Below are 25,014 nucleotides of genomic sequence, written 5' to 3'. Positions count from 1 at the left end.
GGGCCGTTGCCCTGGTGGCCGCGCAGCGCTCGCGGTGATCGCGCCGTCAGCCGCCCAGGAACGCGTTGACCTCGGCGGCGAACTCGACCGGATACTGGAAGAGAAACCCGTGACCGGCATCCGGGTAGATGCTCAGCCTCGCATTGGGCAGGTGCTCGGCCAGCAGGTAGGTGTTCTTGGTGGGGATCATCTCGTCGTTGTCGCCGTTGGCCACCAGAACGGGCTGCTGGACGGACTCCAGACGCTGGAGGCGCGAGTCGTCGCGCACACCCCACGCGGAGATCGCGGTCAACTGTGCGTCACGGACCAGCAGATCCGTCGAAGCGTCCCGCTCCGCGGAGCGCAGACCCAGGCGTTTGAGGAACTCCACACCCTTGGCCTGGCTGGACGCGCTCTTCTCGAAGAACAGGGTGAGCAGGTCAGTGGGCGTGGGAGCGTCTCCGAAGGCCGCGTCACGGATGGCTCCCGCCGTGTACAGGTGGATGTCATGCCCGCCCCGAGGGGCCGTACCGGCCAGGACCAGACGGCGCACCTGCCACGGACGGAAGAGGACGATCTCCTGAGCGATGAAACCGCCGAGCGAGAATCCCAGCAAGTCGTAACGGCTCAGGTGGATGGCGTCGAGAAAGGCGATCGCGTTGTACGCCATTTCCTCGACGTTGTTCGGCGTGGTGCCCGTGGAGCCTCCGACGCCGGCGAGATCGACCAGGACGACTTCACGCTCGGCGGCGATGGCGTCGACAAGTTCCGGGTCCCAGTTGTCGAGGTTGGCGCGGAAATGTACCAGGCAGACCAGCGGCAGGTCGCTCGTACTGGCCCGGCCGAAGCGGCGATAGCGGTAGGTGACGCCGTCCGCGGCCTCCACATGGAGATTGGGCGTCCCGATCTGGCTCTGAACGGTTTCGATGGGCACGGCACATCCCTCTCGTACTGGTGTCGCTGGTGTCGTGGAAGTAGGTGGGGTCACCGGCGGGGAGACTGGTCGGGCGGCCCGAGGCGCTCGCCCATGTTCAGTTCCAGGTCGTAGACGACCTCGGGGCTCGCCTTCGCCGAACGGCTCAGCCTGTCCTGCACGACGTCCCTGGCGAGCAGCCCGGCGAAGCGCGCGTGTGTGGCTGCCAGGTGGGCGGTGTCGTGCAGGGGTGCCTCTTCGTTGATGATCTCCTTGACCGCACGAAGGGCGTCGGTGTCGAAGTGGGCGATCCGGCGCGCGAAGCGGTCGACTACGGCGTCCAGTTCGGCGTCCGGGACGGCGCGGTTGATCCACCCGTACAGTTCGGCGGTCCCGGCGTCGTAGTCCTCACCGGAGGCGACGATCTCCAGTGCCCGTGAACGCCCCGTGAGCTGCACCAGACGCTGAATTCCACCGCACCCGGGGATGACGCCCGTGCCGATCTCCAATTGGCTCAGGACGGCTTTCTCGCGGCTGGCGAAACGAACGTCGAGGGTGGTCAGGAACTCGTTTCCGATACCGCGCGCACGGCCCCGGAGGGAGCCCACCGTGATGAAGGACGCCTTCGCGAGGCGGCCGATGATGTCGAACCAGGTCGGCATTCCCTCACCGAACTCCGCGGCCCTGCCGAGATTCAGGTGGGCGATGAAGAATTCGGGAACCGCGCTGTCGAAGACGACGACCTTGACGTCCGGATCCGCTTCGAGCCGGCCGACGACTTCAGCGAGAGCGGTCTCCACCTCGGGCTCGTACAGGTTGAGGGGAGGATTGTCGAAGGTGACGCGCCAATAACCCGGACTCTGCAATTCGGCACGCACAGGTGCATGGGCAGAAGCCGTTGTGTTGTTCGACATGGGGGTGTTCCTGGTTCGTAGGCTACGAGAATTACGGGCGGCACACCTGCCCGTCGGAGAGTGATCCCTCGTCGGGTGCCGACAGTTCGCGCGTCGGCGAACACCGCACACGTCACACTCTCCCCGCCGCATTGCCGCACCGCCCATGGCGGAAGTGCCAATAACCGCTGAAAACGAGCCATGCGACCGGTGACACGCACGCTGCACTGGTCGCCGTCCACGTCACACAAGTGTGCCCGTCGCCCCCGTCAGGGCGGCCGACTTCCAGGTGACGGGTGCCGAGGTGAAGGGGAGCGTCGGTGAACCGGTGCCGACATTCTCCGAGCCGACGTCCTGGCGTACGCCGGTTTCGTCGACGCTCGACGCCTGGCAAAGGAGCCGGCTTGAAGGTCAGTAGCTGCTGTCGGCCGCCCAGCTCTCAGTAGCTCGCGGTCCGATCGAAGCTGGTGATGTCGAGTTTCATGCCCTTCACGCTCTTGAGCGTCGTGGGGTACTCACCCCGGGCGGTCTGGCCGGGTCGGACGTCAGTGTCCAGTTGGGTGCCGTTCGCCAGGCGAGTGCCACTGGCGTCCACCGCTTCCCAATCCCATGAGTAGTCGGACTTCTCACTACTGTTGTTCTTGATCGTCCAAACGATCCAAATACTGGCGATGCCGGCTTCTGAGCGGTCGTCCAGTCGGAAGCTCACGAGGTCCGCTCGTTCGCTCTTGCCCTGAGGCGTCCGCTTCGCCTCCTGCCGCGCCTTCCTGGTGGCGGTCCCGCTGGGCGCAGGCGTGGTGCTCTCGTCTCCACCGCCCACCGCGATCACCGTCACGACCACGAGGATGACAACCACCGCGGCCAGGGCTCCAGCGCACCCCCAAAGACAGCCACGCCCCCGCCGTTTGTTCTGCGGCGGCCCGGCGGGAGGTGCCCACTGCCCGGAAGGGGGAGGGCCACTGTCCGGATTCCCCCACCGAGGACCATTCGCCGACGGCTGACTCGCTGGCATGGCGGCCTCCTGGGCCGTCGGCCCTCAGACCCACTCACACCTCAGGCTCGACAGCCGAAGAGCCCTTCAGACACCGGCAGAGGCGTCCGCACCACCTCCCCCACGACCGCCCGCCGCGTGCTCCGCACACCCAGCGCCCCGAGGCCGACAGCCACCTCTACCTCGCCGCCGGCCCCCAACACCTCACTCACGTCAGTGCGAGTGCCCGCCGCCCGTCCCCGCAGGCTGCTTCACCGTCAGCGGCAGCAGCTTCTTCCCCGTGGGGCCGATCTGGATGGACGTGTCCATCTGAGGACACACCCCGCAGTCGAAGCACGGCGTCCACCGGCAGTCCTCGACCTCTGTCTCGTCGAGGGCGTCCTGCCAGTCCTCCCAGAGCCAGTCCTTGTCGAGGCCGGAGTCGAGGTGGTCCCAGGGGAGGACCTCCTCATAGGTCTTCTCGCGGGTGGTGTACCAGTCGACGTCGACACCGAACGCGGGCAGCGTCTTCTCGGCGCAGCGCATCCAGCGCTCGTAGGAGAAGTGTTCGCGCCAGCCGTCGAAGCGGCCGCCGTCCTCGTAGACAGCGCGGATGACCGCGCCGACGCGGCGGTCGCCGCGGGAGAGCAGGCCCTCGACGATGCCCGGCTTGCCGTCGTGGTAGCGGAAGCCGATCGAGCGGCCGTACTTCTTGTCGCCGCGGATCTTGTCGCGGAGCTTGGTGAGGCGGGCGTCCGTCTCCTCGGCCGAGAGCTGCGGGGCCCACTGGAAGGGGGTGTGCGGCTTGGGGACGAAGCCGCCGATCGAGACCGTGCAGCGGATGTCGTTCTGGCCGGAGACCTTGCGGCCCTCGGCGATCACCTTCATCGCCATGTCGGCGATCTGGAGGACATCGTCATCCGTCTCCGTCGGGAGGCCGCACATGAAGTACAGCTTCACCTGGCGCCAGCCGTTGCCGTACGCCGTCGAGACCGTGCGGATGAGGTCGTCCTCCGACACCATCTTGTTGATGACCTTGCGCAGGCGCTCCGAGCCGCCCTCGGGGGCGAAGGTGAGGCCGGAGCGGCGGCCGTTGCGGGTCAGTTCGTTCGCCAGGTCGACGTTGAAGGCGTCCACGCGGGTCGACGGGAGGGACAGGCCGATCTTGTCCTCGGTGTAACGGTCCGCCAGGCCCTTCGCGATCTCGCCGATCTCCGAGTGGTCCGCCGAGGACAGGGAGAGGAGGCCCACCTCCTCGAAGCCCGTCGCCTTCAGGCCCTTCTCGACCATCTCGCCGATGCCCGTGATCGACCGCTCCCGCACCGGGCGCGTGATCATGCCCGCCTGGCAGAAGCGGCAGCCGCGCGTGCAGCCGCGGAAGATCTCGACGGACATGCGCTCGTGGACCGTCTCGGCGAGCGGGACCAGGGGCTGCTTGGGGTACGGCCACTCGTCGAGGTCCATGACCGTGTGCTTCGACACCCGCCACGGAACGCCCGACTTGTTCGGGACCACGCGCGCGATGCGGGCGTCCGGCAGGTACTCGACGTCGTAGAACGCCGGGATGTAGACCGAGCCCGTCTTCGCCAGGCGGAAGAGGACCTCCTCGCGCCCGCCCGGGCGGCCCTCCGCCTTCCAGGTGCGGATGATCTTCGTCATGTCGAGGACGGCCTGCTCGCCGTCGCCGATGATCACCGCGTCGACGAAGTCGGCGATCGGCTCGGGGTTGAAGGCCGCGTGGCCGCCCGCCAGCACGATCGGGTCGTCCAGCGTGCGGTCCTTCGACTCCAGCGGGATACCCGCCAGGTCCAGGGCCGTCAGCATGTTCGTGTAGCCGAGTTCGGTGGAGAAGGAGAGCCCGAACACGTCGAAGGCGCCCACCGGGCGGTGGCTGTCGACCGTGAACTGCGGGACGCGGTGCTCCCGCATCAGCGCCTCCAGGTCGGGCCACACGCTGTAGGTGCGCTCGGCGAGGACGCCCTCCTGCTCGTTCAGGACCTCGTAGAGGATCATGACGCCCTGGTTGGGCAGGCCGACCTCGTACGCGTCCGGGTACATCAGCGCCCAGCGGACGTCGCACGACTCCCACGGCTTGACCGTGGAGTTGAGCTCGCCTCCGACGTACTGGATCGGCTTCTGCACCTGCGGGAGCAGGGCTTCGAGCTGCGGAAACACGGACTCTGCGGCCGCAGCGACTTCGGCAGGCATCTCGCGAACCTTCGTGAGCGGTACTGAACGGACGGGTGACCATCCAGACTAACGCGATCCCGGAGGTCCCCCGGTCCCCCGTACGGCTCAGCCGGGCATCCCGGACCCGATCTCCTCCCACATTCCCGGCAGCGCGGCCTCCACCGCCGCCGCCCGCTGCTCCTCCCGCCCGTACAGCACGCCGTACGTGAACGAGCTCTCCCCCGCCGCGTGCGCCAGCGCGGACAGCTCGCGCAGGGTCTCGCGGACCATGACGCTGTCCTGGTGCTCGCCGAGCAGGCTGGTCAGGGACTTCATGGACTTGGCCAGCCCGCGGGCCGGAGCGCCGAGCGCGGGGCTCGCCGCCTCCGCCGCGTACCGGGTGCGCTTGGCCTTCTTGCGGGCCTCGTGCAGCGCGAGGTCGCGGTCCGCGCCGGGCGGGGCCCCGATCGCCTCCTCGACGAGCGCCGAGACCTTTTCGAAGTCCTTGCGTACGGCCTTGCCGATCACCTTCTCGGGTGTGCCGGCCGCGTCCGGCAGCAGCGGCGGCTCGGCCACCAGCGTGTCCAGGGTGTCGAGCAGCGCGAGATACCGCTTGGAGTCCAGGACGCCGATCAGCCTGCGGCGCGAGCCGCCGCGCCTCGCGTTGGCCCAGGTGCGCATCCGGGTGCGGATCGGGCCGGAGACCAGGGTGCGGGGCAGTTCGGCAAGGACGGCGGTGAGGCGTTCGGTCATCACCTCGCGGTCCCGGTCCACGCCCAACTCGCCTGCCAGCCACTTGAGTTCCTCGCCGACAGGATCGGTGACCGTGCGGTCGAGCACCTTGCCGTAGGAGCGGAACGTGCTGCGCAGCCGGCGGGTGGCGACCCGCATGCGGTGCACGGAGTCGTAGGCGTCCTGTCGTACGGCGGGGTCGAGTTCGAGGATCGCGTCGCGCTGTTCGCGGACGTAGGCGAGGACGTGGTCGCCCGCGGTCCGGGGTTCCTCGGGGGCGGGGGACGCCTTGCGCTTCTTCGCCTTCTTCGGCTGCTCGGGAGCCGTCTCCGCCAGTGCCCGCGCGAGCTTCGACGCGGACATCGACGGTCGTACGCCCGCCTTGCGCAACCGTTTCTCCACCTTGTCGAGGAAGACCGGGTCGCCGTCGTCCGCCAGCTCGACCTCGATCTCGGTCCACTGCGCGGTGCCGCCGCCGTCGGCGAGGCGTTCGGCGCGCACGGCGTCCACGCTGACCTCGGCGAGCAGCGCGCCGTCCGCGTCCACGAGATGGCGTACGTCCCGGTCGGAGCGGAGCCGGACCACGGGCAGCAGTTCCGCCTCGCGGACCCGGGAGCGGACCAGGCCGGCGAGGGTGCGCGGCACGGTGTCGGAGAGCGGTTCGCGGATCTCGTCGCGGACTCCGGGCGCGACCGGCACCTTCAGGTGCCAGCCCGCGTCGGAACCGCCGGTGCGCCGGCGCAGGGTCATCGAGGCCTTGGCCAGGCGCTCGTCGGCCGTGTCGTAGTAGACGGCGTCCAGGTTCGCGACGCCCTTGTCGATGACGGCCCGGACACCGGCGACGCCGGTCAGGTCGGGCAGACCGCTCTCGTCGGACTCGTACTTACGCTCGATCTCGCGCTTTGTGTCCGCCATGAACCGAATCTAGTTGCTGACGAGCCGGGATGGCAGAGGGCGTCCCAAATGAACCCTGGGGAAATCACGGCGAACCCGCAGGTAACGGCTATGCGGACATGGGGCGCTGGACCCGGATCGACTGGAGCAGACCCACCGCGATCCACACCGCGAACATCGACGTTCCGCCGTAGGACACGAAGGGCAGTGGCAGGCCGGTGACGGGCATGATGCCGAGGGTCATGCCGACGTTCTCGAAGGACTGGAAGGCGAACCAGGCGACGATTCCGGCGGCGACGATCGTGCCGTAGAGCTCGGTCGAGTCGCGGGCAATGCGGCAGGCGCGCCACAGGACCACGCCCAGGAGGACGAGGATCAGGCCCGCGCCGACGAAGCCCAGTTCCTCGCCCGCGACCGTGAAGACGAAGTCCGTCTGTTGTTCGGGGACGAACTGGCCGGTCGTCTGGGAGCCGTGGAAGAGGCCCTCGCCGGTGAGGCCGCCGGAGCCGATCGCGATGCGGGCCTGGTTGGTGTTGTAGCCGACGCCCGCCGGGTCGAGGCTCGGGTTGGCGAAGGCGGCGAAGCGGGCGATCTGGTACTCGTCCAGGATGTGCAGCTGCCACACCGCGATCGCGCCGATCGCGCCCGCGCCGAGCAGGCCGAAGATCCAGCGGTTCGGGGCGCCGGAGGCCAGCAGCACGCCGAGCACGATGATGACCATGACCATGACCGACCCGAGGTCGGGCATCAGCATGACGATCATCATCGGGACGGAGGCCAGCCCCAGGGCCTGGAGGACCGTGCGGTGGTCGGGGTAGGGCTTGTCGCCCGCGTCGACCCGGGCGGCGAGCACCATCGCCATCCCCAGGATGATCGTGATCTTCACGAACTCGGAGGGCTGGAGCGAGAAGCCGCCGCCGAGCACGATCCAGGAGTGCGCGCCGTTGACCGTGGAGCCGAGCGGGGTGAGCACCAGCAGGATGCCGAACACCGAGGCGCCGTAGAGGAACGGGACGACGACGCGCAGGGTGCGGTGGCCGACCCAGATCACGCCGATCATCAGGGCGATGCCGATGCCGGTGTTCATCAGGTGCCGGAGCAGGAAGTAGTACTGGTCGCCCTGGTTGATCTCGGTGCGGTTGCGGGTCGCCGAGTAGACCAGCAGCGAGCCGATCAGGGACAGGCCGATCGCCGAGAGCAGTATCGGCCAGTCCAGTCGGCGGGCCAGCGAGTCACGGGCGAAGACCCGGGTCCAGCCGGCCCGCTCGGGGCCGTATCCGGAGACGGAGAAGCTGTTGCCGGTCATGTGAGCATCCTCCGGCTTCCCCTTCTGCGCGGGCGCCTGCGGGTGTTGCTGTTGGTGGTGGTCGGCGAGGGCGAGGTGGCGGGCGGCTGGGTGTCGTCCGTGGCGGTGACACCGCCCTGGGTCGCCTTCTCCTGTTGCTTCTCCAGCTCCTTGGCCGGGTCCGCGGTGATCTTCGGGGAGGCGATCGTGCCGTCGGCGCGGACCTTGGGGAGGCTGGTCTGCGGGGTGGGCAGCAGCGCCTTCTTCTTGTCGATGGAGCCGTCGGCCTGGACGCCGTACATCGCGTTGTAGATGTTGCGCACGGCCTCACCGGAGGCGCCCGAACCCGTACCGGCCTGGGCGATCGTCATGACGACCGTGTAGTCCTTGGTGTACGTCGCGAACCACGAGGTGGTCTGCTTGCCGTAGACCTCGGCGGTACCCGTCTTGGCGTGCAGCGTGATCTTGTCCTGCGGCCAGCCCTGGAACTTCCAGGCCGCGGTACCGCTGGTGACCACGCCCGCGAGGGCCTTGTCGATGCCCTTGTGCGTGGCCGCGCTGATCGGCAGCTTGGCCTTGACCTTCGGCTTGATCTCCGTGACGGTCTTGCCGTCGGCGCTGACGATCGCCTTGCCGATGGTCGGGACGTACTCGGTGCCGCCGTTGGCGAGGGCGCCGTAGATCATGGCCTCCTGGATCGGCGTGACGAGGGTGTCGCCCTGGCCGATGGAGTAGTTGATCGAGTCGCCCTCACGCATCTTGTTGCCTTCGAGGCAGTTCTCGTACGCGATCTGCTGGACGTACGTGCCGCCCTTCTTGCCGGTCTTGCACCAGTAGGCCTTGTTGGCCTCCCAGGTCTCCTGCTTCCACTTGCGGTCCGGGATCCGGCCGGTGACCTCGTTCGGGAGGTCGACGCCGGTCGTCTTGCCGAGGCCGAACTGGTGGGCCGCCTTGTAGAAGTAGTCCTTGGGCTCACCCTTCTTCGGGTTGATGCCGCCGTCCTTCTTCCACTGGGCGTCGGCGAGACCGTAGAAGACGGTGTCGCAGGAGACCTCGAGCGCGCGGCCCAGCGAGATGGGTCCGAAGTTCTCGCCCTCGAAGTTCTTGAAGACCTGGCCGCCCACCGAGTACGAACTCGTGCAGGGGTAGCCGCCGTCCCACGCGTAGCCGGCCTCGACCGCGGCGGCCGTGGAGACCACCTTGAACGTCGAACCGGGCGCCGACTGACCCTGTATGGCCCTGTTGAGGAGCGGGTAGTCGGAGTTCTTGCCGGTGAGCTGCTTGTAGTCCTTGGCGGAGATGCCGCCGACCCAGACGTTCGGGTCGTACGTCGGCGCGGACGCCATGGCGACGATCCGGCCGGTCTTGGCCTCCATCACGACCACGGCACCGGAGTCGGCCTTGTAGTTCTCGCCGGTGATCTTGTCGAACTGCTGGCGGGCCGTCTTCATCGCCTTGTCGAGCTGGTACTCGGCGACCCGCTGCACCCGGGCGTCGATGCTGGTGACGAGGTTCGAACCGGGCTCCGGGGCATCGGACTTGGCCTTGCCGATCACCCGGCCGAGGTTGTCGACCTCGTAGCGGGTGACGCCGGCCTTGCCGCGCAGCTCCTTGTCGTACTCCCGCTCAAGACCCGAGCGGCCGACCTGGTCGGAGCGCAGGTACGGCGAGTCGGAGTCCTTGGCCTGGGTGATCTCGTCGTCGGTGACCGGCGAGAGATAGCCGAGGACCTGGGCCGCGTTGGCGTCGCCGGGGGCCGCGTAACGGCGGACGGCCTCGGGCTCGGCGGTGATGCCGGGGAAGTCCTCGGCGCGCTCGCGGATCTGGAGGGCCTGCTTGGCGGTGGCCTCGTCGGTGATCGGGATCGGCTGGTACGGCGATCCGTTCCAGCAGGGCTGCGGGGTCTTCGCGTCGCACAGCCGGACCTTCTGGATGACGTCCTCGGGCTTCAGGCCCAGCACGCCGGCCAGCTTGGTGAGGACGGCCTTGCCGTCGTCGGCCTGCTTCAGCAGGTCGGTGCGGGAGGCGGAGACCACGAGCCGGGTCTCGTTGTCCGCGAGGGGCACACCGCGCGCGTCCAGTATCGAACCGCGCACCGCGGGCTCGACGACCTGCTGGACGTGGTTGCCGGACGCTTCCTTCTGGTACGCGGCGCCCTCCCGGATCTGGAGATACCAGAGGCGCCCGCCGAGGGTGCCGAGGAGGGAGAGGACGAGGATCTGGATGACGACGAGCCTGATCTGGACCCGTGGAGTCCGTCCGGTCTCCGGGATGTTGGTCATTGGTGCTGCCTCCCCCTCTCGATGTGTGTATGAGTCATATACGACCTACCTGTGTGGCCGTACACCGACTCCCGTGCCGCCAACTCCCGCGCCCTCAAAGCCGCTTGACCCCCTTGATGCGCCCGGCCCGGGCCACCCGCGCGCGAGCCGTCCTCAGCTTCAGGCCACCGCGCTGGCCGCCGATCTTCAGGCCGGTGCCGGAGGAGAGCCAGCCCGAGGAGATGTCGGCCGACTTGGCGGCGTTCGTCTCCGCAAGGGGGTCGTTGTCGGCGCGGCGGGCCAGCGCCATGACGCCGGGGACGATGAACGGGGCGAGCAGCAGGTCGTACAGGGCGGCCGTGAACAGCAGGCTGGGCAGGCCGACATGGCGGGCGGCGGTGTCGCCGACGAGGGCGCCGACACCGGCGTAGAGGAGGGTGGAGCCGAGGGCGGCGGCGACCACGACGGCCATCGGGCCGCTCGCCGACTTGAGGCGGCCGTTCTCCGGCTTCGCGAGGCCCGCGAGGTAGCCGATCACGCAGAGCACCAGCGCGTAGCGGCCGGCCGCGTGGTCGGCGGGCGGGGCGAGGTCGGCGAGGAGGCCCGCGCCGAAGCCGATGAGGGCGCCGGTGACATGGCCGTAGACCATGGCGAGGCCGAGGACCGTGAGGAGGAGCAGGTCGGGGACGGCGCCCGGGAGGTGGAGGCGGGCGAGGACGCTCACCTGGATCACCATGGCGACGACGACCAGCGGCACGGAGAGCAGGATCCGGTTGACACGCATGGGGAAGGGCTCCTAGCTCCTACTGCTGTTGCTGGCCGTCGACCGGCGCGTTCGCGGACGGGGTGACCGTGACGGTCACCGTCGGGATCGGGGTCGGCTTGGGCTTCGCCGGCAGGACCGTGTCGCGCGGGTCCTTCTTCGGGGCCTCCACGACCACGCCGACGATGTCGAGCTTGGTGAAGTTGACGTACGGCGTGACGTAGAGCGTGCGGGTCAGGCCGCCGCCGGAGGGGTCGACGCGGGAGACGACACCGACCGGGACACCGGGCACGAACGGCTTGTCGGCCTGCGAGCCGAAGGTGACCAGCCGGTCGCCCTTCTGCACCTCCGCCTTGCCGTTGAGGAGTTCGACGCGCAGCGGGCCGTCGCCCTCGCCGGAGGCGAAGCCGAGTTCGTCGTTGCCCTCCATGCGGGTGCCGACGGTGAAGTCCGGGTCGTTGGCGAGGAGGACGGTCGAGGCGTCCGGGCCGACGGTCGTGACGCGGCCGACCAGTCCGTCGCCGTTGAGGACGGTCATGTCGCGCTTGATGCCGTCGTTGGCGCCGACGTCGATGGTGATCGTCCAGGAGAAGCTCTGCGCGGCTCCTATGGCGATGACCTGGGCGCCCTTGATGCCGTACTGGCCCTCGCCGGCCACCTTCATCATCTTGTCGAGCTGGTTGAGGCGGCTGCGGTTGCGGTCGTCGCTGCCGAGCTTCGCCTTGAGGGCCGCGTTCTCCTTCTCCAGGAGCGCGAGCCGGTCGTGCCGCTCACCGGAGTCGCGGACCGCGGAGATCGCGTCGCCGACCGGGTTCACGGCGGACGACACGCCGTTCTCGATCGGGCCGAACACGGTGGCCGCGGCCCGGCGGGCACCCTCGACCGGCGAGTCCTGCCCTCCCCGGATGTCCACCGTGATCAACGCGAACGCGACGGCGATCAGCAGCACCAGGAGCAGCCGGCTCTCTCGTGTGTCCCTCACGTGCGGCGGCCGTGCCTTCCTCATAGAAATGTGCAGAGGTTCGGGTATGCAGGTGTGTAGGAGGGCCCGTCAGATGTGAACGAAGGCCTATGACGGAGCCTATGCCTCCGTATCAACGATCCGCCGCACGAGAAGAGATCATCCCGTACGGCGGAATCGAAGTGTTACGTCATCTGCGCGGCTGGGCGTCCAGAACCTGCTGGAGCGCCTCGAACTCCTCGACGCACTTGCCGGAGCCGAGCGCCACGCTGTCCAGCGGGTCCTCGGCGATGTGGATCGGCATTCCGGTCTCCCGGCGCAGCCGCTCGTCGAGGCCCTTGAGCAGGGCTCCACCGCCGGTCAGAACGATTCCGCGGTCCATGATGTCCCCGGACAGCTCCGGCGGGCACTTGTCGAGGGTCGTCTTCACCGCGTCGACGATCGCGTTGACGGGCTCTTCGATCGCCTTGCGGACTTCGCCGGCGGAGATGACGACGGTCTTGGGCAGGCCGGAGACCAGGTCCCGGCCGCGGATTTCGGTGTGCTGGTCGTCGTCGAGGTCGTACGCGGAACCGATCGTGATCTTGATCTGCTCAGCCGTCCGCTCACCCAGAAGGAGCGAGTACTCCTTCTTGATGTGCTGGATGATCGCGTTGTCCAACTCGTCGCCCGCGACGCGGATGGACTGGGCGGTGACGATGCCACCGAGCGAGATGACCGCGACCTCCGTGGTGCCGCCGCCGATGTCCACCACCATGTTGCCCGTGGCCTCGTGGACCGGCAGGCCGGAACCGATGGCCGCGGCCATGGGCTCCTCGATGATGTGCACCTGGCGGGCGCCGGCCTGGGACGACGCCTCGATGACGGCACGGCGCTCGACGCCCGTGATGCCCGAGGGCACACAGACGACGACACGGGGGCGGGCGAGATAGCGCCGCTTGTGGATCTTCAGGATGAAGTAGCGGAGCATGCGCTCGGTGATCTCGAAGTCGGCGATGACACCGTCCTTCAGCGGACGTACGGCAACGATGTTGCCGGGCGTGCGCCCGATCATCTTCTTGGCTTCGGAGCCGACCGCGAGAATGCCACCGGTGTTGGTGTTGATCGCGACGACGGACGGCTCGTTGAGTACGATCCCGCGACCCCTGACGTACACCAGCGTGTTGGCGGTCCCGAGGTCGACAGCCATGTCACGGCCGATGAACGACATTGAGTTCCCCATCAGGATTCGTCTGGCCTTCCCGGGAGCTTTTGAGGGCTTTTCAGGTCGGCGAAGTGGGTGCAGTGACGTGAAGGCTTCCATCGTAGACGCGCCATCACGAACACTGCGCGAGGGTCTTCGCCATTGTCAGCATGTGAGGCGCGGCCTCGCTTGTGGAGACGGCCCAACGGGGGCACTCGTTCCCCCGATCGGCACGCATATGCCAAGAGACGGCCGGAAAATCGCGGCCGCCCCTGGTCAGGCATGTGGGTTACTGATGGAGATTCAGGAACGTCCCGGGAAGAAGATCTTCACCTCGCGTTCGGCGGACTCCTCCGAGTCCGAGGCGTGGATCAGGTTCTCCCGCACGATCACACCGAAGTCCCCGCGGATCGAGCCCGGCGCGGCGGCGATCGGGTCGGTCGGACCGGCCAGCGCGCGCACGCCCTCGATGACCCGCTCGCCCTCGACGATCAGCGCGACGACCGGGCCGGAGGCCATGAACTCCACCAGCGGCTCGTAGAAGGGCTTGCCCTTGTGCTCGCCGTAGTGCTGCTCCAGGGTGTCCTGGTCCAGGGTGCGCAGCTCCAGCGCGGTGATCCGCCAGTCGGCCTTGCGCTCGATCCGGCTGATGATCTCGCCGGTCAGGCCACGACGTACGGCGTCGGGCTTGAGCAGGACGAGGGTGCGCTGGGTCACGACGGGACTCCTTCTGATCATGATGGTGCGGGGCGGCTCACGACAAACCCGAGGCTACAGGGCGTGTCCATGCGTCCGTTACGCAGCGTCAGGTGTAGTGGGGGCGGCCTGCGCCGCTTGCGCCGCGAACCTCGCCTTCGCCTCGTCGATCTTCCGGCCGTAGTGCACCGACGCCCACCACAGGGCCGCGAAGACCACCCCGAGGAAGAACATCGACGGCACCACGAAGCCCGCCGCGATCAGCGCGATCTGGAGCGCCCAGCCGAGCGCGATGCCGGCCGGCCGGGTCACCACTCCGCACAGCGCGACCGACAGGAACATCGCGATCCCGCACACCGTCCACACCGTGGACGTGGTCAGATCCGGGTCCTTCATGGCGACCAGACCGGCGAAACCGATCACGAAGAACTCGCCGAGCAACGTCGAAGAACAGAGCGTACGCACGGAAACTCAGCCCCTCCCGAGAAGCAGTCGGGCCTCACCCACGGTGATGACGGAACCGGTGACCAGCACACCGCCGCCCGCGAACTCGCCGTCCTCCTCGGCCAGCGTGATCGCCGCCTCCAGCGCGTCCGGCAACCGCGGCTCGACCTGCACCCGCTCGTCGCCGAACACCTCGACGGCGATCGCGGCCAGCTCGTCCGCGTCCATCGCGCGGTGACTGGAGTTCTGGGTGACGACGACCTCGGCGAACAGCGGCTCGAAGGCTTCGAGCAGCCCGCGCACGTTCTTGTCGCCGCTGGCCCCGACCACGCCGATCAGCCGGCTGAAGTCGAAGGCCTCGGCGACCGCCTCCGCGGTTGCACGGGCGCCCGCGGGGTTGTGCGCCGCGTCGAGCACGACGGTCGGCGACCGCCGCACCACCTCCAGCCTTCCCGGCGAGCTGACGGACGCGAAGGCCTTCCGGACCGTGTCGATCGAGAGCGGATCGGGTCGCTGGGCACCCACCCCGAAGAACGCTTCCACGGCGGCGAGGGCGACGGCCGCGTTGTGCGCCTGGTACGGACCGTGGAGGGGGAGGTAGATCTCCTCGTACTCGCCGCCGAGACCGCGCAGGTTGATCAGCTGGCCGCCGACGGCGACCTGCCGGGACACGACCCCGAACTCCAGACCCTCACGGGCCACGGTCGCGTCCACCTCGACGGCCTTCTTCAGCAGCACCTGCGCCGCGTCCACCGGCTGCTGGGCCAGGATCACGGTCGCGTCCTGCTTGACGATGCCGGCCTTCTCGGTCGCGATCTCACCGGTCGTTTCGCCGAGGCGGTCGGTGTGGTCGAGATCGATGGGGGTGACCACGGCTACATCCGCGTCGATGACGTTGGTGGCGTCCCAGGTGCCGCCCATCCCCACTTCGACCACGGCGACATCGACGGGCGCGTCCGCGAAGGCGGCGTACGCCATCCCCGTCAGCACCTCGAAGAACGACAGCCGGAACTCCTGCTGGGCGTCGACCATCTCGATGTACGGCTTGATGTCGTGGTACGTCTCGATGAACCGCTCGGCGGAGATCGGGGCGCCGTCGAGACTGATGCGCTCGGTGATCGACTGGACGTGGGGGGAGGTGTAGCGGCCGGTGCGGAGTTCGAAGGCGCCGAGGAGGGCCTCGATCATGCGGGCCGTGGAGGTCTTGCCGTTCGTGCCGGTGATGTGGATCGAGGGGTACGAGCGCTGGGGGTCTCCCAGGACGTCCATCAGCGCGGCGATACGGCTGACCGACGGCTCCAGCTTCGTCTCGCCCCAGCGGGTGGCCAGCTCTGCCTCGACCTCGCGCAGGGCGGCGTCCACCTGGGGGTCTTCGGGGCGACCGGGTACGTCGGCCTGAGGGGCGCCGGTGCCCTGGGCGCGGAGGGTTCGGCTGCCGGCCTCGATGACCGCGAGGTCGGGGTCGCGGTCTGTCTCGGCCTCGATGATCTCGTCGAACGGGTCGCTGTCAGTCACAGGGCCAGTTTAGGGGTGCGCCGAAGGATGGGGGTGGCTGGTCCTGGTTGGCGGGCGCGGGGAGGAGTGTGGCTGGTCGCGCAGTTCCCCGCGCCCCTGGGTTGGCTACTGCTGAGGCAAGCTTTCCAGCTGGGCCTTGATGCGGTCGATGTCCTCGTCCGCCTTGGACAGGCGGCCGCGGATCTTGTCGACCACGTTGTCCGGGGCCTTGGCCAGGAACGCCTCGTTGCCGAGCTTGGCCGCTGCCTGGGCCTTCTCCTTCTCCGCGGCGGCCAAGTCCTTGGCCAGACGCTTGCGCTCCGCCGCCACGTCGATCGTGCCGGAGAGGTCGAGGGCGACCGTGGCGCCGCCGACCGGGAGGGTCGCCGTCGCCGCGAAGGCGTCGCCCTCCGGCTGGAGGCGGAGGAGCTGGCGGATCGCGGCCTCGTGCGGGGCGAGGGCCGTGCCGGTCAGGGTGAGGCGGGCCGGGACGCGCTGGCCGGGCTGGAGGCCCTGGTCGGCGCGGAAGCGGCGGACCTCGGTGATGACCTGCTGGAGGGTCTCGATCTCCTTCTCGGCCGCGTCGTCCCGGAAGCCACTGTCCTTCGGCCAGTCCGCGATGACGATCGACTCGCCGCCCGTGAGGGTCGTCCAGAGGGTCTCCGTGACGAACGGGACGATCGGGTGCAGCAACTTCAGGGTGACGTCGAGGACTTCACCGAGAACGCGGCCGGAGACCTTCGCGGGCTCGCCGCCCGCCATGAACGTGGTCTTCGACAACTCGACGTACCAGTCGAAGACTTCGTCCCACGCGAAGTGGTACAGCGCGTCGGAGAGCTTGGCGAACTGGAAGTCGTCGTAGAGCGCGTCGACTTGGGAGATTGTTTTGTTGAGGCGGGAGAGGATCCAGCGGTCCGTCGCCGACAGCCGCTCGGCGGGCGGGAGTTCGCCCTCGATCGTCGCGCCGTTCATGAGCGCGAAGCGCGTGGCGTTCCAGATCTTGTTGGCGAAGTTGCGGGACGCCTGGACCCAGTCCTCGCCGATCGGGACGTCCGTACCGGGGTTGGCGCCGCGGGCCAGGGTGAAGCGGACGGCGTCCGAGCCGTACGCGTTCATCCAGTCCAGCGGATCGACCGCCGTGCCCGAGGACTTGGACATCTTCTTGCCGAACTGGTCGCGGACCAGACCCGTCAACGCGATGGTCTTGAAGGGGACTTCGCCGTCCATCGCGTACAGGCCGAACATCATCATCCGGGCGACCCAGAAGAAGATGATGTCGTGGCCGGTGAGCAGGACGTCGGTCGGATAGAACTTCTTGAGATCCGGGGTCTGTTCGGGCCAGCCGAGGGTCGAGAAGGGCCACAGGCCGGAGGAGAACCAGGTGTCCAGGACGTCGGAGTCCTGGGTCCAGCCCTCGCCGGTGGGCGGCTCGTCGTCGGGGCCGACGCAGACGACCTCGCCGTCCGGGCCGTACCAGACCGGGATGCGGTGGCCCCACCACAACTGCCGTGAGATGCACCAGTCGTGGAGGTTGTCGACCCAGTCGAAGTAGCGCTTCTCCATCTCCTGGGGGTGGATCTTGACGCGGCCGTCGCGGACCGCGTCGCCGGCCGCCTTCGCGAGCGGGGCGACCTTGACCCACCACTGCATGGACAGGCGCGGCTCGATGGTCGTCTTGCAGCGCGAGCAGTGGCCGACGGAGTGGACGTACGGTCGCTTCTCGGCGACGATCCGGCCGTCGGCGCGCAGGGCGGCGACGATCGCGGAGCGGGCCTCGAAGCGGTCCAGGCCCTCGAAGGGGCCGTGGACGGTGATGACACCGCGCTCGTCCATGACGGTCAGCGACTCCAGGTCGTGGCGCTGGCCGATGGCGAAGTCGTTCGGGTCGTGGGCGGGCGTGACCTTGACGGCGCCCGTGCCGAACTCCGGGTCGACGTGGGTGTCGGCGACGACCGGGATGGTGCGGTCGGTGAGCGGCAGCTTGATGTGCCGGCCGACGAGGTGCTTGTAACGCTCGTCGTCGGGGTGGACGGCGACGGCGGTGTCGCCGAGCATCGTCTCGGCGCGGGTCGTGGCGACGACGATGGTGTCGTCCCCCTCGCCGTACTTCATGGAGACGAGCTCGCCGTCGTCGTCCTGGTACTCGACCTCGATGTCCGAGATCGCGGTGAGACAGCGCGGGCACCAGTTGATGATGCGCTCGGCGCGGTAGATCAACTCGTCGTCGTAGAGCCGCTTGAAGATGGTCTGGACGGCCTGGGAGAGGCCCTCGTCCATGGTGAAGCGCTCGCGGGTCCAGTCGACGCCGTCGCCGAGGCGGCGCATCTGGCCGAGGATCTTGCCGCCGTACTCGTCCTTCCACTGCCAGACGCGCTCGACGAAGGCCTCGCGCCCCAGGTCGTGGCGGGACTTGCCCTCCTTGCCGAGTTCGCGCTCGACGACGTTCTGCGTGGCGATGCCCGCGTGGTCCATGCCCGGCAGCCACAGCGACTCGAAGCCCTGCATGCGCTTACGACGGGTCAGCGCGTCCATCAGCGTGTGCTGGAAGGCGTGCCCGAGGTGCAGGCTGCCCGTGACGTTCGGCGGCGGGATGACGATCGTGTACGGCGGCTTCTCGCTCTTCGCGTCCGCCTCGAAGTAACCCCGCTCCACCCAGCGCTCGTACAGCGGCCCCTCTACGTCGGCCGGCGCGTACTGGGTCGGCAGTTCGGAGTCGGGCGCTGATGGCTGCTGATGAGCGTTCTCGGTCACGGGCCCAGTTTAGGGGTGTCGCGGGGGTGTCCCGAAACGCGTTTGTTCTGTAACGGTGCGACCCCCGATGCCGTGCGGTTCCTGTGACTGAGCCAGGATGTCGGGAACACATAAGTATCTGGAGGGGAACCCAGAATGAGCTACAACCAGCCGGGCCCGTACGACGGGCAGCCGCAGCAGCCCGGGCCGTACGGCCAGCCGGGTCCCTACGGTCCGCCTCCGCAGCAGGCGCCGCAGGGCGCCCCCCAGCCCGGCTACGGCTACCCCCAGCAACCGCCCGCCCAGCCCGGTTACGGCTACCCGCAGCAGCCCCCGCAGACCCCCTACGGCCAGCCGCAGCCGCCGTACGGGCAGCAACCGCCTTACGGGCAGCCGCCGTACGGCGTCCCGCAGCCCCCGGCGCCCGGCGGCGGGAAGAAGCGGACGGGGCTGGTCATCGGCGCGGTGGCGGTCGTGGCCGCCGTCGCGGTCGGCGCGTACTTCGTGATCGGGGGCGGGAGCGGCGGCAGTGGCGGTGTGGCCGACGACGGCGCGCACAAGCTGACGGCGCCGGCGACGGTCCTCAACGGGACGTACAAGAAGTCGGACAGCGACGCCGACTCCGCGAGCTCGATGACCGACGACGACAAGGCCGACTTCGAGAAGTGGGGCGTGAAGAACCCCGTGGAGGTCAGCGCCGGTTACGAGAACGGCAGCGGCCTGGCGCAGAAGACCCTCTCCTTCGACGGGGTGTACGGCACGATCGACGACCCGGAGGCCGTCGTGGACGCCATGTTCGCGAAGGTCAAGACGGAGTCGGAGAAGGACCAGGGCAGCGACAGCAACGACGGCAAGCTGGTCGGCAGCCCGGAGAAGGTCACTCCGGCGGGCTTCTCCAACGGCATCATGAAGTGCCAGGTCGCCGAGATCGCCAACAACGACTCGTCGAGCACCGCCGCCGGTGCCGCGAAGACCATCAAGCTGCCGATGTGCATCTGGGGCGACCACAGCACCGTCGCCGTCGTCAGCGCGTTCGGGATCGCCGAACTCGCCGCGGGGAACGGCGGAACCGTCGAGAGCACGGCAGCCCTGGCCGCGAAGCTCCGCAACGACGTCCGGGTCAAGGCCTGATGGCGTAGACACGGTTCAAGAGGCTCCAACTACGAAGGGGCCCCGGTCAGTTGGACTGACCGGGGCCCCTCGCGTATGCGGGACTGCCGTGGTTACGCCGTCTTCTGCTCGCCCGGGCCCCGGCCGCGTGCGTCGCGCGGGATGAGGGTCGGGTTGACGTTCGACAGGACGACGTCCGCCGTGATGACCACGCGGGCCACGTCCTTGCGGGACGGGACCTCGTACATGACGCCCTGGAGGACTTCCTCCATGATGGCGCGCAGGCCGCGCGCTCCGGTCTGGCGGAGGATGGCCTGGTCGGCGATGGCTTCGAGGGCCTCGCGCTCGAAGTCCAGCTCCACGCCGTCGAGTTCGAAGAGGCGCTGGTACTGCTTCACCAGTGCGTTGCGCGGCTCGATGAGGATCTGGAGCAGGGCCTCGCGGTCCAGGTTGTGCACCGAGGTGATGACGGGCAGGCGCCCGATGAACTCGGGGATCATGCCGAACTTGACCAGGTCCTCGGGCATGACGTCCTCGAACTGGTCCTTGGACTGGAGCTCCCGCTTGGAGCGGATCGTCGCCCCGAAGCCGATGCCCTTGGCGCCGGCCCTGGACTCGATGAGCTTCTCCAGGCCCGCGAAGGCGCCGCCCACGATGAACAGGACGTTCGTCGTGTCGATCTGGATGAACTCCTGGTGGGGGTGTTTACGGCCGCCCTGCGGCGGGACCGAGGCCGTGGTGCCCTCCAGGATCTTCAGCAGGGCCTGCTGGACGCCCTCGCCGGAGACGTCACGGGTGATCGAGGGGTTCTCGCTCTTACGAGCCACCTTGTCGATCTCGTCGATGTAGATGATCCCGGTCTCGGCCTTCTTGACGTCGTAGTCCGCCGCCTGGATCAGCTTCAGCAGGATGTTCTCGACGTCCTCGCCGACGTAGCCCGCCTCCGTGAGCGCGGTCGCGTCGGCGATCGCGAACGGCACGTTCAGCATGCGGGCCAGGGTCTGTGCGAGGAGGGTCTTGCCCGAGCCCGTGGGGCCGAGCAGGAGGATGTTGGATTTCGCCAGCTCGATGGCGTCCTCGCGGCTCTGGCCGCCGCCGTTCTCACCGGCCTGGACGCGCTTGTAGTGGTTGTACACCGCGACGGAGAGCGCCTTCTTGGCGGACTCCTGACCGACCACGTACCCCTCGAGGAACTCGTAGATCTCGCGGGGCTTGGGCAGTTCCTCCCAGCGCACCTCGCTCGTCTCCGCGAGTTCTTCCTCGATGATCTCGTTGCAGAGGTCGATGCACTCGTCGCAGATGTACACACCGGGCCCTGCGATGAGCTTCTTGACCTGCTTCTGGCTCTTGCCGCAGAACGAGCACTTGAGCAGATCGCCGCCGTCACCGATGCGTGCCACGGTGTGCTTCCCCTTCGCCTGGGAGCCGCCTGGGTACAGCGGCTCCTGGTGCTGCCTTATGTCCGACGGTACCTTGCCGGGCCCCCCGTTCGGGCCCCCCTTGGCACGGTTCACTTCCACGTGGACCGTGCCGAGGGGTGGTGGACGATACAGGGTCCGCGTCAGCGGACGTCGGCGTTGTTCATCTTCCGGGTGGAGATGATCTGGTCGATCAGGCCGTACGACAGGGCGTCCTCGGCCGTGAGGATCTTGTCGCGCTCGATGTCCTCGCGGATCTTCTCCAGCGGGGTCGTCGAGTGCTTGGCCAGCATGTCCTCCAGCTGACCGCGCATGCGGAGGATCTCGTTGGCCGCGATCTCCAGGTCGGAGACCTGGCCCCGGCCCGTCTCGCTGTAGGGCTGGTGGATCAGCACGCGGGCGTTCGGCAGCGCCATGCGCTTGCCCGGCGTACCGGCGGCCAGCAGGACGGCGGCGGCGGACGCGGCCTGGCCCATGCAGACCGTCTGGACGTCGGGCTTCACGAACTGCATCGTGTCGTAGATCGCGGTCAGGGCCGTGAAGGAGCCGCCCGGGCTGTTGATGTAGATCGAGATGTCACGGTCGGGGTCCATCGACTCCAGGCACAGCAGCTGCGCCATGACGTCGTTGGCCGACGCGTCGTCGATCTGGACACCGAGGAAGATCACGCGCTCCTCGAAGAGCTTCGCGTACGGGTCGTACTCGCGCACGCCCTGCGAGGTGCGCTCCACGAAGCGCGGGATCACGTAACGGGACTCGGCGGCGGGGGCCGTGTATTCGGCGCGTGCGTGGTCGTACAGGCCGTTGCCGGGGAAGTTGTTCACTGTCTCTCTCCTGGGGGCTGTGGCGGTCGGCTGGGGGCTGTCCTGGGGCCTCAGGCCCCGGTGCCGCCGCCGCCCGGCATACCGGCGGCCGTGGGGATCACGTCGTCGATGAGGCCGTACTCCTTGGCCTCCAGCGCGTCGAACCAGCGGTCGCGGTCCGAGTCGCGGGTGATCTGCTCGATGGTCTGTCCCGTGTGCTGGGACGTGAGCTCGGCCATGCGCTTCTTGGTGTGCAGCAGCCGCTCCGCGTGGATCTTGATGTCGGAGGCCGAACCGGCCAGGCCGGCGGAGGGCTGGTGGATCAGGATCTCGGCGTTCGGGAGGGCGAAGCGCTTGCCCGGGGTGCCCGCGCTGAGGAGGAACTGGCCCATGGAGGCGGCGAGGCCCATGGCGATGGTCACCACGTCGTTCTTGATGAACTGCATGGTGTCGTAGATCGCCATGCCGGCCGTGATCGAGCCGCCGGGGCTGTTGATGTAGAGGTAGATGTCCTTGTCGGGGTCGGCGGCAAGGAGGAGGAGCTGTGCGGTGATCTTGTTCGCGATGTCGTCGTCGACCGCCTGGCCGAGGAAGATGATCCGCTCACCGAGCAGTCGGTTGTAGACCTGGTCGCCGAGGCCACCGAAAGAGGGCTCGCCGGCGGCTGTAGGCATCAGATTCGTCACGTATCCACCTGCTCGTCTTTACGACGGCGCCGGGCCGTCTCACGTGTACTGCCGGGGGCAACGGGGACTCCCCTGCCCTCGTATTCATGGACCCTAACGCGCGGGTCCCTTCGGGGAATCCCGCAAAGGGAACTGTTCGCTGTCAGCGCATGTACCGCGCTGGTGAGACCCCGGGTAAGGGCAGGGGCCCCGGGGTGCGATGTCCCCGGGGCCCCTGTGTGCCTTTGCGTGCCGCGCCTACGCCTCGGCGGGCTCCTCGGCGGCGGCCTCGACGGTCTCGACCGTCTCGATGGCGGCCTCCGTCTCGTCCTCGTCGTCGAGGTCGACGATCTCGCCGTTGGTGTCCTTCACGGTGGCGGCCTCGACCACGACGGCCAGGGCCTTGCCGCGGGCGACCTCGCCGACCAGGAGCGGAACCTGGCCGCCCTCGACGACGGCCTGGGCGAACTGGTCGGGGGACATGCCGGAGGAGGCGGCGCGACGCATGAGGTGCTCGGTGAGCTCCTCCTGGTTGACGTTCAGCTTCTCCTTGTTGACGAGCTCGTCGAGGACGAACTGCGTCTTGATGCCCTTGACCGCGGCTTCCTTGGTCTCGGCGTCGAACTCCTCGGCCGTCTTGCCCTGGATCTCGAGGTACTTCTCGAGGTCGAGGCCCATCTGGCCGAGCTGGTGGTGCTCCAGGTTGTGCTTGCGGGTGTTGATCTCGTCCTCAAGGAGCTTCTCGGGGACGGGCACCTCGACGAGCTCCAGCAGCTTGTCCAGGACGCGCTCCTGGGCCTGCGTGGCCTGGTCGTACTGCTTCATGTTCTCGAGGCGCTTGCGGCTGTCGGCGCGCAGCTCCTCCAGGGTGTCGAACTCGGAGGCGAGCTGGGCGAACTCGTCGTCCAGCGCGGGGAGTTCGCGAGCGGCGACCTGGCTCACCTTGACGGTGACCTGAGCCTCCTGGCCGGCCGCGGAGCCGCCCTTGAGCTCGGAGGCGAAGGTGGCCTCGCCACCGGCCTCCAGGCCCGTGACGGCCTCGTCGATGCCGTCGAGGAGCTCGCCGGAACCGATGGTGTAGGAGACGCCCTCGGCGACCCCGTCCTCCAGGACCTCGCCGTCGACCTTGGCCTCCAGGTCGAGGGTGACGACGTCACCGTCGGCGGCGGCGCGCTCGACCGGGGAGGTCGAGGCGAAGCGCTCGCGGAGCTGCTCGACGGACTTGTCGATGTCCTCTTCGCTGACCTCGACGGCGTCGACCTCGACCTCGATGCCCGAGTAGTCCGGGATCTCGATGGCCGGGCGGATGTCGACCTCGGCGGTGAAGTTCAGCGTCTCGCCGTCCTTCAGCTCCGTGATGTCGACCTCGGGCTGGCCGAGCGGGTTGAGCTCCGCCTCGTTGACCGCCTCGGTGTAGAACTTCGGGAGCGCGTCGTTGACCGCCTCCTCCAGAACCGCACCGCGGCCGAACCGCTGGTCGATGACGCGCGCCGGGATCTTGCCCTTCCGGAAGCCCTTCACCGTGACCTGCTGGTTGATCTTCTTGTACGCCGCGTCGAGGCTGTCCTTGAGCTCCTCGAAGGGCACCTCGATGCTGAGCCGAACCCGGGTCGGGTTCAGGGTCTCCACGGCGCTCTTCACGGTTCGGTCTCCTTGGGGGCTGACTTCTTGGGTTGCGGACCCAGACAGGTCCGGCGGTTTCTGGTCGCCCGGAGGACTTCAGAGTGTGAGAGACACACGGGCGCGCAGCTTGCATAGTAGCCGCAGCGGCTGGACGCCCCAAAAGGCGATCGCGCGAGGTACTGGTGTGGTACCGGTCCCGGAGGTCCGGCAGGTGGTCGGGGTGGCGGGATTTGAACCCACGGCCTTCCGCTCCCAAAGCGGACGCGCTACCAAGCTGCGCCACACCCCGTCTGGTGCGACACGTAGGGTACATGCCCGCAGGCAGTGGAGCCGCCGCATTTCACGAGCGCCGGGGTGCGGGGCGGGGCAGAGGGCGGGGCACGGAAGAGGCGGTGTGCGCCGAGGGCACCCGACCCGCTACGATGCTCTCTGTGCCGCGGTCGTCTGACCTGCGGCGCGTCGTGTGCGGGCGTAGCTCAATGGTAGAGCACTAGTCTTCCAAACTAGCTACGCGGGTTCGATTCCCGTCGCCCGCTCCAGATGACTCAGGGCCAGGTCGGAGGGCGATTCCTCGGACTTGGTCCTGACTCGTCTCAGGGCAGGCGGCGGAGCCAGAGCGTGGCGAGGCCGTAGGCGACGGCCGCCGCGGCGAGGCCGGCGAGTGCCGTGGCACGGTACGCCCAGTCGGGCAGCGCGTGCCGGAAGTAGCCGAACGTGGCGTCACGTGTGAGCAGGAAGGCGGCGACGGCCGCGAACATGGCGCCCGCGGACTGCCTCGTGAAGCGGTGCCCCATCAGAAGCTGATCGAGTTGATCGTCTCCGCTATCGAGTTCATGAACCGGTTGATGGACGGTGCCATGCCGGTCGAGGCGAGGAAGAAGCCGAAGAGGATGGCGACTATGGCCGGCCCGGTCTTGATCGATCCCCCTCGGATCAACACCACCAGGATGATCGCCAACAGCAGCACCACAGACAGTGAAATGGCCACAACTGATCACACCCTCGGTCGGTCCGCTCTCCCGGCCCGG

21 protein-coding genes and 2 tRNA genes are annotated in these 25,014 nt (G+C 68.4%); 2 read left to right on the top strand and 21 right to left on the bottom strand.

What is annotated here, in order from left to right; all coding sequences use genetic code 11:
- Positions 1–46: 46 nt before the first annotated feature.
- From ACQHII_RS31850 to ACQHII_RS31785, 14 genes are all read right to left on the bottom strand, one after another.
- A complete protein-coding gene (locus ACQHII_RS31850) occupies positions 47–913 on the bottom strand; it encodes an alpha/beta fold hydrolase (RefSeq protein WP_427922502.1) in 867 nt (288 codons plus the stop codon).
- Positions 914–963: 50 nt separating this feature from the next.
- Positions 964–1,806, bottom strand: coding sequence for an enoyl-CoA hydratase/isomerase family protein (locus ACQHII_RS31845; RefSeq protein ID WP_427922501.1), 843 nt, complete (start codon positions 1,804–1,806; stop codon positions 964–966).
- Positions 1,807–2,224: 418 nt separating this feature from the next.
- Positions 2,225–2,620 carry a hypothetical protein gene (locus ACQHII_RS31840; protein WP_427922500.1) on the bottom strand — a complete coding sequence of 132 codons (396 nt, stop codon included), beginning with the start codon at positions 2,618–2,620 and terminating at the stop codon, positions 2,225–2,227.
- Between the two features lie 369 nt (positions 2,621–2,989).
- Entirely contained in the window at positions 2,990–4,963 is a 1,974-nt protein-coding gene (locus tag ACQHII_RS31835) for a TIGR03960 family B12-binding radical SAM protein (RefSeq protein ID WP_427922499.1), read from the bottom strand.
- Positions 4,964–5,050: 87 nt separating this feature from the next.
- The gene (locus tag ACQHII_RS31830; protein ID WP_427922498.1) at positions 5,051–6,571 is read right to left on the bottom strand and encodes a CHAD domain-containing protein; all 1,521 of its coding nucleotides are present in this window, start codon (positions 6,569–6,571) and stop codon (positions 5,051–5,053) included.
- A gap of 88 nt (positions 6,572–6,659) precedes the next feature.
- Positions 6,660–7,856, bottom strand: a complete 1,197-nt coding sequence (rodA, locus tag ACQHII_RS31825; RefSeq protein WP_427922497.1) for a rod shape-determining protein RodA — start codon at positions 7,854–7,856, stop codon at positions 6,660–6,662.
- A complete protein-coding gene (gene mrdA, locus ACQHII_RS31820) occupies positions 7,853–10,117 on the bottom strand; it encodes a penicillin-binding protein 2 (RefSeq protein ID WP_427922496.1) in 2,265 nt (754 codons plus the stop codon). Before mrdA ends, rodA begins: the two co-directional genes overlap by 4 nt.
- A gap of 94 nt (positions 10,118–10,211) precedes the next feature.
- A complete protein-coding gene (gene mreD / locus ACQHII_RS31815) occupies positions 10,212–10,880 on the bottom strand; it encodes a rod shape-determining protein MreD (protein WP_427922495.1) in 669 nt (222 codons plus the stop codon).
- A gap of 19 nt (positions 10,881–10,899) precedes the next feature.
- Entirely contained in the window at positions 10,900–11,841 is a 942-nt protein-coding gene (mreC, locus tag ACQHII_RS31810) for a rod shape-determining protein MreC (RefSeq protein WP_262058170.1), read from the bottom strand.
- A gap of 169 nt (positions 11,842–12,010) precedes the next feature.
- A complete protein-coding gene (locus ACQHII_RS31805; RefSeq protein WP_019065566.1) occupies positions 12,011–13,030 on the bottom strand; it encodes a rod shape-determining protein in 1,020 nt (339 codons plus the stop codon).
- A gap of 276 nt (positions 13,031–13,306) precedes the next feature.
- Positions 13,307–13,720, bottom strand: a complete 414-nt coding sequence (ndk, locus tag ACQHII_RS31800; RefSeq protein ID WP_019065567.1) for a nucleoside-diphosphate kinase — start codon at positions 13,718–13,720, stop codon at positions 13,307–13,309.
- 78 nt (positions 13,721–13,798) lie between these two features.
- Entirely contained in the window at positions 13,799–14,164 is a 366-nt protein-coding gene (locus tag ACQHII_RS31795; protein WP_427922494.1) for a DUF4233 domain-containing protein, read from the bottom strand.
- Positions 14,165–14,170: 6 nt separating this feature from the next.
- Positions 14,171–15,658, bottom strand: coding sequence for a bifunctional tetrahydrofolate synthase/dihydrofolate synthase (folC, locus tag ACQHII_RS31790; RefSeq protein ID WP_427922493.1), 1,488 nt, complete (start codon positions 15,656–15,658; stop codon positions 14,171–14,173).
- A gap of 105 nt (positions 15,659–15,763) precedes the next feature.
- The gene (locus tag ACQHII_RS31785; RefSeq protein ID WP_427922492.1) at positions 15,764–18,388 is read right to left on the bottom strand and encodes a valine--tRNA ligase; all 2,625 of its coding nucleotides are present in this window, start codon (positions 18,386–18,388) and stop codon (positions 15,764–15,766) included.
- 135 nt (positions 18,389–18,523) lie between these two features.
- On the opposite strand from ACQHII_RS31785, the gene ACQHII_RS31780 reads away from it, so the two are divergent.
- Positions 18,524–19,498 (top strand): hypothetical protein, encoded by a 975-nt coding sequence (locus ACQHII_RS31780; RefSeq protein ID WP_427922491.1) that lies wholly within the window; start codon positions 18,524–18,526, stop codon positions 19,496–19,498.
- Between the two features lie 92 nt (positions 19,499–19,590).
- Here ACQHII_RS31780 and clpX read toward each other — a convergent pair whose 3' ends face one another.
- The 5 genes from clpX to ACQHII_RS31755 form a co-directional block, all read right to left on the bottom strand.
- A complete protein-coding gene (clpX, locus tag ACQHII_RS31775) occupies positions 19,591–20,877 on the bottom strand; it encodes an ATP-dependent Clp protease ATP-binding subunit ClpX (protein ID WP_019065572.1) in 1,287 nt (428 codons plus the stop codon).
- 161 nt (positions 20,878–21,038) lie between these two features.
- A complete protein-coding gene (locus ACQHII_RS31770) occupies positions 21,039–21,719 on the bottom strand; it encodes an ATP-dependent Clp protease proteolytic subunit (RefSeq protein ID WP_403648108.1) in 681 nt (226 codons plus the stop codon).
- A 50-nt stretch (positions 21,720–21,769) separates the two neighbouring features.
- Positions 21,770–22,372 (bottom strand): ATP-dependent Clp protease proteolytic subunit, encoded by a 603-nt coding sequence (locus ACQHII_RS31765; RefSeq protein ID WP_093631861.1) that lies wholly within the window; start codon positions 22,370–22,372, stop codon positions 21,770–21,772.
- A 249-nt stretch (positions 22,373–22,621) separates the two neighbouring features.
- On the bottom strand, positions 22,622–24,004 hold the full coding sequence (tig, locus tag ACQHII_RS31760; protein ID WP_427922490.1) for a trigger factor: 1,383 nt from the start codon (positions 24,002–24,004) through the stop codon (positions 22,622–22,624).
- 194 nt (positions 24,005–24,198) lie between these two features.
- Positions 24,199–24,275: transfer RNA gene (locus tag ACQHII_RS31755), tRNA-Pro, on the bottom strand.
- 176 nt (positions 24,276–24,451) lie between these two features.
- Between ACQHII_RS31755 and ACQHII_RS31750 the strand changes: the two genes are divergently transcribed.
- Positions 24,452–24,525: transfer RNA gene (locus tag ACQHII_RS31750), tRNA-Gly, on the top strand.
- A gap of 54 nt (positions 24,526–24,579) precedes the next feature.
- On the opposite strand, the gene ACQHII_RS31745 is transcribed toward ACQHII_RS31750, so the two are convergent.
- Positions 24,580–24,780, bottom strand: a complete 201-nt coding sequence (locus tag ACQHII_RS31745; RefSeq protein ID WP_427922489.1) for a hypothetical protein — start codon at positions 24,778–24,780, stop codon at positions 24,580–24,582.
- Positions 24,780–24,974 (bottom strand): hypothetical protein, encoded by a 195-nt coding sequence (locus ACQHII_RS31740; protein WP_427922488.1) that lies wholly within the window; start codon positions 24,972–24,974, stop codon positions 24,780–24,782. Before ACQHII_RS31740 ends, ACQHII_RS31745 begins: the two co-directional genes overlap by 1 nt.
- Positions 24,975–25,014 lie beyond the last annotated feature (40 nt).

This window comes from Streptomyces sp. cg40 (assembly GCF_050320165.1).
In the GTDB taxonomy this organism is placed as follows: Bacteria; Actinomycetota; Actinomycetes; order Streptomycetales; family Streptomycetaceae; genus Streptomyces; species Streptomyces hokutonensis.
Note: the sequence above shows the minus strand (reverse complement) of the source record. Positions and strands in the feature narration are given on the sequence as shown.